At 61.4% G+C, this 11,275-nt stretch carries 11 protein-coding genes; 3 read left to right on the forward strand and 8 right to left on the reverse strand.

Annotation, left to right across the window (positions count from 1 at the left end):
- Positions 1-54 precede the first annotated feature (54 nt).
- Genes LOY68_RS07535 through LOY68_RS07545 form a run of 3 tightly spaced genes read right to left on the reverse strand, consistent with a single transcriptional unit; the run spans position 55 to position 5,828 of the window.
- Positions 55-1,467 carry an efflux transporter outer membrane subunit gene (locus LOY68_RS07535; protein ID WP_265043910.1) on the reverse strand — a complete coding sequence of 471 codons (1,413 nt, stop codon included), beginning with the start codon at positions 1,465-1,467 and terminating at the stop codon, positions 55-57.
- Positions 1,451-2,617: an efflux RND transporter periplasmic adaptor subunit gene (locus tag LOY68_RS07540; RefSeq protein ID WP_265043912.1), complete on the reverse strand. Its 1,167-nt coding sequence runs from the start codon at positions 2,615-2,617 to the stop codon at positions 1,451-1,453. The genes LOY68_RS07535 and LOY68_RS07540 overlap by 17 nt, the downstream gene beginning before the upstream one ends.
- Positions 2,607-5,828: an efflux RND transporter permease subunit gene (locus LOY68_RS07545; protein WP_265043914.1), complete on the reverse strand. Its 3,222-nt coding sequence runs from the start codon at positions 5,826-5,828 to the stop codon at positions 2,607-2,609. The genes LOY68_RS07540 and LOY68_RS07545 overlap by 11 nt, the downstream gene beginning before the upstream one ends.
- A 227-nt stretch (positions 5,829-6,055) precedes the next feature.
- Here LOY68_RS07545 and LOY68_RS07550 point away from each other — a divergent pair, with 227 nt between their 5' ends.
- Both LOY68_RS07550 and LOY68_RS07555 read left to right on the forward strand, forming a co-directional pair.
- Positions 6,056-6,460 (forward strand): hypothetical protein, encoded by a 405-nt coding sequence (locus tag LOY68_RS07550; RefSeq protein WP_054055142.1) that lies wholly within the window; start codon positions 6,056-6,058, stop codon positions 6,458-6,460.
- A gap of 152 nt (positions 6,461-6,612) precedes the next feature.
- On the forward strand, positions 6,613-7,023 hold the full coding sequence (locus tag LOY68_RS07555) for a hypothetical protein (protein ID WP_265043916.1): 411 nt from the start codon (positions 6,613-6,615) through the stop codon (positions 7,021-7,023).
- Positions 7,024-7,192: 169 nt separating this feature from the next.
- Here LOY68_RS07555 and LOY68_RS07560 read toward each other — a convergent pair whose 3' ends face one another.
- From LOY68_RS07560 to LOY68_RS07575, 4 genes are all read right to left on the reverse strand, one after another.
- Positions 7,193-7,876, reverse strand: coding sequence for a response regulator transcription factor (locus LOY68_RS07560; protein ID WP_054049014.1), 684 nt, complete (start codon positions 7,874-7,876; stop codon positions 7,193-7,195).
- 250 nt (positions 7,877-8,126) lie between these two features.
- Positions 8,127-8,981 carry a hypothetical protein gene (locus tag LOY68_RS07565; protein WP_265043918.1) on the reverse strand — a complete coding sequence of 285 codons (855 nt, stop codon included), beginning with the start codon at positions 8,979-8,981 and terminating at the stop codon, positions 8,127-8,129.
- A gap of 270 nt (positions 8,982-9,251) precedes the next feature.
- The gene (locus tag LOY68_RS07570; protein WP_008153129.1) at positions 9,252-9,623 is read right to left on the reverse strand and encodes a YajD family HNH nuclease; all 372 of its coding nucleotides are present in this window, start codon (positions 9,621-9,623) and stop codon (positions 9,252-9,254) included.
- Between the two features lie 48 nt (positions 9,624-9,671).
- Complete coding sequence (locus LOY68_RS07575) at positions 9,672-10,358, reverse strand: spermidine synthase (RefSeq protein ID WP_163908963.1); 687 nt, start codon at positions 10,356-10,358, stop codon at positions 9,672-9,674.
- An 87-nt stretch (positions 10,359-10,445) separates the two neighbouring features.
- Between LOY68_RS07575 and LOY68_RS07580 the strand changes: the two genes are divergently transcribed.
- On the forward strand, positions 10,446-10,736 hold the full coding sequence (locus LOY68_RS07580) for a hypothetical protein (protein WP_265043923.1): 291 nt from the start codon (positions 10,446-10,448) through the stop codon (positions 10,734-10,736).
- Here LOY68_RS07580 and LOY68_RS07585 read toward each other — a convergent pair.
- Complete coding sequence (locus tag LOY68_RS07585; RefSeq protein ID WP_054049022.1) at positions 10,733-11,206, reverse strand: cyclic nucleotide-binding domain-containing protein; 474 nt, start codon at positions 11,204-11,206, stop codon at positions 10,733-10,735. The two genes, LOY68_RS07580 and LOY68_RS07585, sit on opposite strands and share 4 nt — an antisense overlap.
- Positions 11,207-11,275: the final 69 nt, after the last annotated feature.

The following is an 11,275-nucleotide window of genomic DNA, read 5'->3' on the forward strand; positions in this document are numbered from 1 at the left end:
GCGCAGAACCCTGTGGGAGCGAGCTTGCTCGCGATAGGGCCGGTACAGCCAACATCAATCTTCGCCGCTGCTCCAACCCCCACCCAACGCCACCACCAACCCGACACTCGCCTGCAACTGCCGCGTCTGCAAACTCTGCAACCGCCGCTGCGCCTGTAGCGCCGAGGTCTGCGCCGTCACCACATCCAGATAATTCACCGCCCCGGCCTCATAGCTGTTCATCGCCAGCGTCTGGGTCCGTTGCGCCGCTTCGACCGCCGCCTGCTCATCCTCCGCCTCCTGTTGCAGATCACGCAGTTGCCCGAGGTTGTCTTCAACCTCCCGCACCGCTCGCAGCACCTGGCTACGGTAATGCGCGGCGGCTTCTTCGAATTCGGCCTTGGCCTGGCGTTCGTTGGCGTCGAGGCGACCGCCATCAAAAATCGGCAGGTTGACCAACGGCCCCAGCGCCCAATAGCGATTGCCGGCGGCCAATAGATTGCCGCTGCCGGCGGTCTGCCCGCCGAGCAGGCCGGTCAGGCTGAAATCCGGATACCACGCCGCGCGAGCCACGCCGATGTTGGCGTTGGCGGCGAACACCCGACGTTCGGCGGCGGCGATGTCCGGGCGGCGTTGCAGCAACGTGCTGGGCAGTGCGCCGGGGACTGAGGGCAACGCCAATGGCTGATCGCTGGCCTGGAGCCGGAAAACACTCGCCGGCTCACCCACCAGTTCCCCCATCGCATGTTCGGCCAGATCCCGTTGCGCGCGCACATCGTCGAGTTGCGCCCGGGCTTCGGCCAATTGGCTTTGCGCGCGGGTCAGGTCCAGTTCCGAAGCGATGGCGCCTTCATAGCGGTCGCGGGTCAGTTGCAGCGCCTGGGTGTAATCATCGAGGGAACTGGTGAGGATTTTGTTCTGCGCATCCAACCCATTCAGCTGGATGTACAGCGTTGCGAGTTGCTGTTGCAGGCTCAATCGAGCGGCGGCCAAGTCGTCCGCCGAAGCCTGAGCCTGGGCATCGCCTGCCGCGACTTGATTGCGAATTCGCCCCCACAAATCGAAGTCGAAACTCAGCGCAAACCCGGCAGTGTCGCTGTTGTACACCGACGGCTGATTACTGCCGCGCAACGGTTTGCCGTCCGACTGACGCTGGCGCAGCGGTTGGGCGCTGGCGGTGATTTGCGGGAACAACCCGGCATGCAACTGGCCGGCATACGCCTGCGCCGCATCAAAGTGCGCGAGGGCTGCCGCCAGGTCCGGATTGGCCTTGAGCAGTTGCTGTTGCAGGTCGTTCAGGCGCGAATCCTGATAAATCTGCCACCATTCCGGGCTCGACTCCTGAGTTTTGGCCAGGTGCCACGGACCATCGCTGGTCTGCTCGCGATACTGCGCCGGCAAGTCGATAACCGGCGCCTTGTACGCCGGCGCCATTGAACACCCTTGTAACGCCAGCGCCATGATCAGCAGCTCAAGCCTTGGGCGCATGCACACCTCCAGCGTCGGCCAGTTGCACCGTATCGCCTTCACGCAGGGCATCCGGCGGGTTATCGACGACCCGATCCGCAGGCTTCAAACCCTGATCGATCACCAGTCGCTCACCCAGATCCAGGCCGATATGAATGTCACGCAAATGCACGTGGTTATCCGGATCAAGCACCGCCACTTGCGTGCCCTGAGCGCGGAAGATCAGCGAACTCGCCGGAATGCTCACGCCATGGGTGTCCGCTGGAATCTGCAAGGTTGCCTCGGCATAGTCGCCGGGCAACAACGCGCCGTCCGGGTTGTCCGCGACGAACTGCGCGAGCAAGGTGCCGGAGCGTCGGTCAACTGCTGTAGAGTCGCCAATCAACCGCGCACTGAAATGCTCGCCGGGATGTTCCGGCACAATCAATTCAGCCTGCATGCCAGGGCGAATCACACTGGCGTAGTTCTGCGGCACCGGCACGTACAGGCGCAGTTGGTGGGTGTCGGCGATGTCGAACAGCTCCGGATCGCTATCGTTATCAGCCTTGATCAACTGGCCGATATCGGTGTTGCGCGCCGTGATGGTCCCGGCGAACGGCGCGCGAATGGTCTTGTAGTCCTCAAGCGCCGAGAGCCGCGCGTAATCAGCGGCGGCCGCATCCGCGTTGGCCTTGGCGGCAGCAGCGTTGGAGCGTTTTTCATCGGCCTCCTGACGCGACACAGAATGCGTCGCCAACAGGTTTTGCCAGCGGCTCGCCGTGGTCTCGGCCAGGCGCGCGTTGGCCTGTTCCTGGATCAGTCGTGCGTGGGTCTGCGCGACTTGTTGATCAAGGTCCGGGCTGTCGATCTCGGCCAGAATTTGCCCGGCCTTCACCTGGCTGCCGATGTCGGTTTTCCAGTCCTTCAGATAGCCGCTGACCCGCGCATGAATCGGCGCCTTGCTCCAAGCCTCCAGATGCGCCGGCAAGCGCAGGCTGTCGCCGTGCACGTTCTGTTGCGGCTGGAACACGCTGACCAGCGGCATGGCGGCGGTTTCGGTCCAGGCCGCCACGGCTTTCTCGTGGCGGGTGCGGGCGGCCAGACCGTTGGCCACCAGCAACGCGGCCAGGGTCAGGCCGCCGACCCCCACCCACATCAGGCGTTTGCGCGACGGTTTTTGATCAGGCGACATGAGAGCTTTCTCCAACAACAGTACGAGATGATTGGCGTCCGTGAACCAGGCTGAACACCACCGGGACGAACAGCAAAGTGGCGGTGGTGGCGAGGATCAGGCCGCCGATCACAGCACGGCCCAACGGCGCGTTCTGTTCTTCGGACAGGGCCAGCGGCAGCATGCCGATGATCATCGCCAGGGCGGTCATGCACACCGGGCGAAAGCGCGTGTAGCCGCCTTCGAGCGCAGCCTTGAGCGCATCGCCGTGTTCGGCCAGGCGTTCACGGCAGAAACTCACCACCAGAATCGAGTTGGCCGTGGCCACGCCCATGCACAGGATCGCCCCAGTCAGGGCCGGCACCGACAGCGAGGTGCCGCTGAGAAACAGCATCCAGACAATCCCGGCCAGCGCGGCGGGCAGGGCGGTGATGATCACGAACGGATCAACCCACGACTGGAAGTTGACCACGATCAGCAAGTAGATCAGCACCACCGCGCCGAGCAGGCCGAAGCTCAAACCGCTGAACGCTTCGTGCAGCGCATCGATCTGCCCGTGCAGGCTGATCACCGCGCCTTTGGGTCGCATCGAGGCCGTGTCATCCAGCACTTTCTGGATGTCCCTGGCCACGCCGCCGAGGTCGCGGCCCTGCACATTCGCGTACAGGTCGAGGGTTGGCATGATGTTGTAGTGACTGACCACTGCCGGGCTCTGCACCCGGGAAATGCTCGCCAAACCACCGAGGATTTGCGATTGCCCGTCACTGCCGGTCACCGGCAAGGCCTCCAGCGACGGCAGGCTGTCGAGGCGATATTGCGGCGTTGCCGCGACCACGCCGTAGGACACGCCGTTGGCCGGGTTGAGCCAGAAGGTCGGCGCGGTCTGCGAGCTGCCGGCCAGCGACGCGACCATGCTGTTGGTCACATCGCGCTCGGTGATGCCCAGGCCATTGGCGCGCAGTCGATCAACGTTGACCTGCAACGACGGATAACCGGTGGACTGCTGGATGCGCAGGTCAGCGACCCCGGCTACATGTTGCAGGCGTCGCTCCAGTTCCACGGCGTAGGCGCGGTTGGTCTCGTCGTTGGGGCCGGAGATTTTCACGTCCAGCGGTGCCGGTGCGCCGAAGTTGAGGATCTGGCTGCTGATGTCCGCCGGCAGAAACGCAAAGTGGCTACCGGGAAAACTTTCCGGCAAGGCTTCACGCAGACGCTTCACGTAATCGGCGGTGGGGCTGTGATCGGCCTTGAGGCTGACCTGAATATCACCGTCCTGCGGACCGATGGTGCCGCTGTTGCTGTAGGCCATGTCGATGCCGCTCAGCGGGATGCCGATGTTGTCGACGATGGTGTCCAGTTGCTCCGCCGGGATGATCTCGCGAATCCGCGCTTCAATCCGGTCGAACGCCGCCGCGCTTTCTTCGATCCGCGTACCCAGCGGCAAGCGCACATGCAGCGACAGTGCGCCGGCGTCGGTGGCGGGGAAGAAATCCTCGCCCAGACTTGGCAGCAGCGCAAATGAGGCGAGCACACAGGCGAGGAACCCGAGAAGGAAACGCTTGCGATACTCCAGCGCCAGCTCCAGCAAACCGAAATAGGTGTCCCGCAGGTTGGAGAAATGCCGCTCGAAACCCTGCTGGAAATTCAGCACCCGTTGCAGTAATGGATGATGGGTTTTGCGGTGCTGCTCGCCCTCGTGATGGTTGATGAATTCATCTTCCGGGTGATGCCCCGGACCTTGTTCCGGTCTGTGCGGTTTGAGCAAAAACATCGCCAGGGTCGGCACCAACGTGCGCGACAGAATGAAGGAACTGGCCATGGCGAAAATCACCGCCAGCGCCATCGGCCGGAACAGATAACCGGCGATGCCTTGGAGCAGGAACATCGGCACGAACACGATGCAGATGCACAGCAGCGAAACGAAGGCCGGGCCGACGATCTGCTTCGCGCCGTCGAGGATCGCGGTCTTCACAACTTTGCCCTGTTCCAGGTGCCAGTTGATGTTCTCGATGGTCACCGTGGCGTCGTCCACCAGAATCCCCACCGCCAACGCCAGCCCGCCGAGGGTCATCACGTTGAGGGTTTGGCCGCTGGCGGCGAGCAGGGCGATGGCCGACAGCACCGCGAGCGGAATCGACGCAGCGATGATCAGCGTAGAACGCCAACTGCCGAGAAACAGCAGGATCATCGCGCTGGTCAGCAACGCGGCGATGATGCCTTCCTTGGCCACGCTGCCCACCGACTGTTTGACGAACACCGAGGCGTCGCCCAGCAGCGAAGTCTTGAGCGACGGCGGCACTGTTTCATTGATGCGCGGCAGCATCTGGCGAATGCCGTCGATGATCGACAGCGTGGAAATATTGCCGTTCTTCAGTGCTGGCATCAGCACCGCGCGACGGCCGTCGACCCGCACGATATTGGTCTGCGGCGGCGAGCCGTCGCGCACATGGGCCACTTGGCCGATGGTGATCAACGCGCCGTCGACGGTCTTGATCGGCAGGTCGTTGAGTTCGTCGATGGCTTTCGGGCTGTTGTTCAGCAGTACCGTGTATTCGTTGGGCCCGAGCTTGGCGGTGCCCACCGGGATGATCTGGTTCTGCGCCGCCAGCGCGTTGCCGACGTCCTGCGCCGAGAGGCCTTTGGCGGCCAGCGCCTGCGGGTCGAGGTCGAGGGTGATTTGCCGTTGTTTGCCGCCCATCGGCGTCGGGATCGCCAGGCCCGGCACCGAGGTCAGTGGCAGGCGGATGTTGTTCTGCACCAGGTCGCGGATCTTCGCTTCCGACAGCGTCGGGCTGGAGAACGCCATCTGCAAAATCGGCACGGTCGAGGCGCTGTAGTTGAGAATCAGCGGCGGCGTGATGCCCGGCGGCATTTGTTTGAGCACGGTCTGCGACACCGCCGTGACCTGGGCGTTGGCGGTGCGGATATCCACGCCGGGCTGGAAGAAAATCTTCACGATGCCCATGCCCGGCAGGGATTGCGACTCGATGTGTTCGATGTCGTTGACCGTGGTGCTCAGGGAGCGCTCGTAGGTGTAAATCACCCGCCCGGCCATGTCCTGCGGCGCCAGGCCGTTGTATTGCCAGACCACTGCAATCACTGGAATGCCGATGTCGGGAAACACATCGGTGGGTGTGCGCAGGGCCGCCATGGGCCCGATGATGCAGATGAAAATCGCCAGCACGATAAACGTGTAGGGCTTGAGCAGTGCAGTCTTTACCAGCCCGAGCATGCCGTAAACCTCCGAGGTCTTGAAGTGCAATTGCCGGGCAGTCTTGCGGTTGTTACTTAAAGATTTGCCTTCACGGGGATGAAGAAATTTTTAAGCATTTGCTGAAAATCCTTTCATGGGGATTCATTTGTTCGCAGCGCTCTAGCCCGCCACTCTTCACCTCAAGCCGAGTGCCCACCGCCACACCTGGCGGCGGTATCGGCGTCCATTTTGCGAGGTGTTTTTTCATGACATTCAAACCCCTGTTAATGCTGCCGGGCCTGGGCCTGGTGTGTCTGTTGTCGGCGTGCGCGGGACCGATGCCCAAGGCTGATCCGAGCGAAGCCTTTATTGGTCTGGAGCAACCGGGAAGTGCTGATTTGCTGGCGCAGCGGATCGATGGGCAGCAGGTGAATGACGGGCGTTATTTCGAGGTCAAGCCGGGGGCGCATCGCCTGGACATGACATTGATCAGCGGCGCGGACGGCAATTCGCTGGACCTCAGTTGCACCGGGCACCTGAGCTACAGCGAGTTCAAGGCTGGCGAGCACTACCAGGTCAATGCGTCGAGCGAGGGGTTGAAGGCGGGTGTCAGCCTGATGGATTCCCACGGTAATCAGGTGGCACAGAGCAGGGGCTTTCGGTGCTCCTGAGCTGGATGCAAAAACAAACACTGTGGGAGCGGGCTTGCTCGCGAAGAGGGTGTGTCAGTCGCTATCAATGTTGACTGACCCACCGCTTTCGCGAGCAAGCCCGCTCCCACAGGGGACTTTGGTGTTTTCAAGATTTTAGGAAGGACATTCCAATGACACTTAAACAGCTGCTGTTGATTCCTGGCCTGAGCGTGGTTTGTCTGCTGTCCGCCTGCGCCGGCCCGATGCCCAAACCTGATCTGGGGTTGGCTTGGATCGGGCTTCAGGAAGAGTCGCCGAATGACATGCTGGCCGAACGGGTGGATGGCCGTCGCATCGATGACGGGCGCTTCTTTGAAGTGACGCCCGGTGCGCATGACCTGGCGGTGACGCTGTTCGAAATCCCGAGTGGTGATTCGAATCAGGAAGACTGCCAAGGCAAGGTCCATTACACGCAGTTCAAGGCGGGCGAGCATTATCAGTTGGTGGAGTCGAGCCTGGGCCAGGCTGTGAGCGCGCGGCTTGAGGATTCGCACGGTAAGCAGGTGGCGCAGACTGACGATTTCCAGTGCATGCCCGGCTAGCATTGTTGGCGACGAAACCCTTGTAGCAGCTGGCGAAGCCTGCGTTCGGCTGCGAAGCAGTCGCAAAATCAGACGGCGCGGTGTGTCAGTTAACCCGTGTTATCCGTATTTACGACTGCTTCGCAGCCGAACGCAGGCTTCGCCAGCTGCTACAGGGGTTGTGGTGTTCCTACAGCGGGTCAGCAATCACATAGCCCGACCCGCGCATCGTGCGGATCAATGGCGGCAAACCCGGCGGGTCGATCTTCTTGCGTAACCGGCCAATGTGCACGTCGATCAGGTTGGTGCCCGGGTCGAAGTGGTAACCCCAGACCTCTTCGAAAATCATCATCCGCGACAGAATCTGCCCTGGATTGCGCATCATGAATTCCAGCAATTTGTACTCGGTGGGCAACAGGCTCAGCGGCTGATTCGCACGGTTGGCCTCGTGGCTGATCAGGTCGAGTTCCAGGTCGGCGATGCGCAGGGTGGTTTCGAAGGTCTTGGCCGGGCTTTTGCGTCGCAGCAGCACTTCGACCCGCGCCGCCATCTCGTCGGTGGCGAACGGCTTGGCCAGGTAATCATCGCCACCGGCCCGCAAGCCACGCACACGTTCATCGACGTCGGAGAGGGCGCTGATCATCAGGATTGGCGTGGCCACGCCAATCGCGCGCAGCGTGGTGACAATCGCCAGGCCATCCAGCTCGGGGAGCATGCGATCGAGGGTGATCAAGTCGTAATTGCCACTGACCGCGCTCACCAGGCCTTCGCGGCCATTGCTCACCCAGTCCACTTCAAAGCCGTGGCTTTGCAGCTCGGTGACGATTTCCTTGGCGGTCACGGCATCGTCTTCGATGGTCAAGATTCGGGACATGTCGGTTACCTGTTCAGAGTTCCGGATGTCGCGATTTTGCCAATAAACGGTTAGCGGTTTGCTGAGGAAAGTTTCATGTGCGATACAAAGGAAATGCGCTATACCGCGCTGCGCTTTTTCATGGGCGACCTCAATCCCCTGTGGGAGCGGGCTTGCTCGCGAAGGCGTCAGATCAGCCAACAACTTTGTTGACTGACACTCCCTCTTCGCGAGCAGGCTCGCTCCCACAGGTTATGTATCCAATCGGGGATTACTTGGTTGCAGGCAGCATCGCTTTCAGCTTGTCCATCATCGCGCTGGCCGCGTTGGTGATCTTGTTGCCCTCCGGGTCTTTGCTCCCCGAGCCACTGGTGTCTACACCCGCGAGGATTTCCGCCAGATTGTTGAAGTGCCCGTCTTTCTTCTTGCCGCCAGCGGCCACGTCACCCTTGTCGTACTGAGCCAGCGCGTCCTGCAACGTCTGGTGCTGGGACAACCATTCGGGCTTGGTCTTTTCCTCGGGGCTCATGTTGTCGAGGAAATTCAGCGCAGCCTTGGCGCGACCGATCGGGTCGTTGGCAAACGGGTCTTTCCAGTTTTTCTTTTGATCTTCCGGGCCGCTGTAATGACCCGAGGCCAACCGAGCCTGTTGCTGCATCAACGCCTTGGCGGCTTCCTGCTCTTCGCTGGAAAACTTGCCGCCTTCATTGGTGGCCACGGCGTTCAGCGAACGACGATCCAGATCGCCCATCAACGCATTCTTGTCTTCGACGCTGCCGCTGTAAGGCTTTTCGCCGGCCTTCATCTGCGCGTATTTGTCGTCCATGCGTTTGCGCGCATCCACGGCTACTTCCGCGAAGGACTTGTCCTTGGAACTGGACACCGCGCCGGGTTGCGTGACGCCTAGCACCAAAGCATCCGCGTTCATGCCCGCACGCACCGGAAAGTACGGCATGTTGTTGCCGATCGAACCGCTGTAGTCGGTGGATTTTTTCGAGAGGCTGACCGCGTCATCGTTCTTGGCGTCTTTGGCAGACTGCTCGGTGGCGCTGGTTTTAGCCTTGGCCTGGGCTGCAGCCTGATAAGCCACCATGGCGGGGCTGTTGAAGGTTGAAGTGACGTTCATCGCATTCATTGCCTGGCGTGTATTGATGCTGATACATCGCAAGAACAGTGCCAGCGGGGGGAGGGCGCGTTAGATGAAGGGTTTGTAGCGGTTTTGACATGTTGGTGGCGCGGCAAGCTTGCCGGAAGCGGCAAGCATTTGCCGCTGGAAACACAAATCCCCCTGTGGGAGCGGGCTTGCTCGCGAAGGCGGTGGGTCAGTCGACATTGATGTTGTCTGACACGGTCTCTTCGCGAGCAAGCCCGCTCCCACACGGGATAGTGGAAACGGTCAGTCTTCTTTTTTCATCAGCCCGGCCAGCGCCGCGAACGGGTTGTGGGTGGCCTTGGCAATTTTCGGGCTGCTGAGCGAGCCTTCGTCGAAGTACTGCTGATCCGTATAACGCGAGTGTTCGTTGTCGTGGCAATACAGGCACAACAGTTCCCAGTTCGAACCGTCTTGCGGGTTGTTGTCGTGGTTGTGGTCGCGGTGGTGCACGGTCAGTTCGCTCAGGCGTTTGCCGGAGAACTCACGGGCGCAGCGGCCGCACACGTGCGGGTACATCTTCAGGGCTTTGTCGCGGTAACCCATTTCCTTGTCGCGCTGGTTGTCGGCGAGGATGCGATCCAGCTTCGAGGTATTGGTCGGGGTGGACGAACTCATGGGTTCACCTTTGTAGAAGACTAATGACGGTTATGAACAGAGTTTAGCTCAGCCCTTGAGCTTCTCGGCAATCCAGATCGTGTGGCGCGTGCCTTTGTTGCCGTGGGCAAAGACCTGGACTTCTTCGGCCTTGAAACCGGCCTTCTTCAACTTGTCGGAAAACTGCTTGTCAGCGCTGGCCGACCACACCGCCAGCACGCCTTTTGGCCGCAGGGCCTTGGCGCAGGCGCTGAGGCCGCCGGACGAGTAGAGCCAGCTGTTGGCGCGCTGGGTCAGGCCTTCGGGGCCATTGTCGACATCGAGCATGATCGCGTCGAAACCCTGGGGCTCGGCTTGCAGCACTTTGGCCACGTCTTCCATGCGAATCACGGTGCGCGGGTCGAGCAATGGGTTACCGGATTTTTCACCGAGCGGCCCGCGATTCCACTCGACCACGCCGGGCACCAGTTCGGCGACCACCACTTCGGCGGTCTTGCCCAGGTGCTTGAGGGCGGAGGCGAGGGTGAAGCCCATGCCCAAACCGCCGATCAATACGCGGGAGTTCGGCCGGCCGGCGACCTTACGGCACGGGATCTCGGCCAGGGCGTCTTCGGAGCCGTGCATGCGGGTGTTCATCAATTGCCCGCCGTCGCCACCCTGGATCTTGATGACGAAATCCTCACCGTATTCGAACAGGCACAGGGCACCGCCGTTTTCAGGGATGGGGGCGGTGTCGAGCAGTACGAAACGTTTCATGGCGGGCTCTTGGAAAAATTGGCATAAGGCAAACGGACGCGGTTGGGAGTAGCCTGCAAGCAGACAACAAGGCCAACGGAGCCATTGATGAAGCGCACCATTCTAACGGTCATTGCCTTGGCCGCGCTCTCGATAACTGCAGTGCAGGCCCAGGAGCAGCAAACCATCCCCACCAGCCCGGCGCCGATGTCCGGTTCGCCCGGCACCGCGACGCCCACGCCATACCCGCAGATCACCCCAACCAGCGTGCCCCGGACCGGGGTTGGCAGTGGCGGCCCGCCCCTTGTGCCGATCGAAATGCCCAGCCCGCCGACCAAGGACCAGCCGTTGCCGGGCCTTGAGCCGAACAGCACGAAAATCAAATCGCCGGGCGGTTAGACCTGCTGGGACAACAGTTGCCCATCAGCCATGCGCAGTCGTTTTGACAGGGAGACGGCGAGGGCGCGGATGATCTTGGCGGCGATCTTCGGCGCGTCGTTGAGCATCTTTTCCAGCGAGTCCTTGCCCAGGTTGAGTAACTGGCAATTACTCGCCGCCACGCAACTGGCCGAACGCCGCTCGCCATCGAGCACGGCCATCTCGCCGAACGCCCGACCGCTGCGCAGGGTGGCCATGACCACCGTTTGCCCATCGCTGTTGGTCTTTTGCACCGACACCTGGCCGGTGTGGATGATGCACATGAAGCTGCCGGCATCGCCCTCGTGGAAAATCTCTTCGCCCTGGGCGATGGTGCTGATGCTGAAATAACCGGAAGCGGCGGCAAAGTCGACCGGCAGCAGTTGATCGAACAGGCCGCAGTCCATCAGCCAGTCGCGGATTTCGTTGTTCAGTAAGGTCGGTTCTGACATGTCGTCACGGTCTTTTTTGTTTTTTGCTGATTGATGCTCATCCTCCTGTAGGAGCGAGGCTTGCCCGCG

This window comes from Pseudomonas sp. B21-053 (assembly GCF_026016365.1).
Classification (GTDB): Bacteria; Pseudomonadota; Gammaproteobacteria; order Pseudomonadales; family Pseudomonadaceae; genus Aquipseudomonas; species Aquipseudomonas nunensis.

Excerpts from the sequence above, each read along its gene's own strand:
- LOY68_RS07535 (WP_265043910.1), bottom strand. The coding sequence starts at position 1,467 with ATGCGCCCAAGGCTTGAGCTGCTGATCATGGCGCTGGCGTTACAAGGG.
- LOY68_RS07540 (WP_265043912.1), bottom strand. The coding sequence starts at position 2,617 with ATGTCGCCTGATCAAAAACCGTCGCGCAAACGCCTGATGTGGGTGGGG.
- LOY68_RS07545 (WP_265043914.1), bottom strand. The coding sequence starts at position 5,828 with ATGCTCGGGCTGGTAAAGACTGCACTGCTCAAGCCCTACACGTTTATC.
- LOY68_RS07550 (WP_054055142.1), top strand. The coding sequence starts at position 6,056 with ATGACATTCAAACCCCTGTTAATGCTGCCGGGCCTGGGCCTGGTGTGT.
- LOY68_RS07555 (WP_265043916.1), top strand. The coding sequence starts at position 6,613 with ATGACACTTAAACAGCTGCTGTTGATTCCTGGCCTGAGCGTGGTTTGT.
- LOY68_RS07560 (WP_054049014.1), bottom strand. The coding sequence starts at position 7,876 with ATGTCCCGAATCTTGACCATCGAAGACGATGCCGTGACCGCCAAGGAA.
- LOY68_RS07565 (WP_265043918.1), bottom strand. The coding sequence starts at position 8,981 with ATGAACGTCACTTCAACCTTCAACAGCCCCGCCATGGTGGCTTATCAG.
- LOY68_RS07570 (WP_008153129.1), bottom strand. The coding sequence starts at position 9,623 with ATGAGTTCGTCCACCCCGACCAATACCTCGAAGCTGGATCGCATCCTC.
- LOY68_RS07575 (WP_163908963.1), bottom strand. The coding sequence starts at position 10,358 with ATGAAACGTTTCGTACTGCTCGACACCGCCCCCATCCCTGAAAACGGC.
- LOY68_RS07580 (WP_265043923.1), top strand. The coding sequence starts at position 10,446 with ATGAAGCGCACCATTCTAACGGTCATTGCCTTGGCCGCGCTCTCGATA.
- LOY68_RS07585 (WP_054049022.1), bottom strand. The coding sequence starts at position 11,206 with ATGTCAGAACCGACCTTACTGAACAACGAAATCCGCGACTGGCTGATG.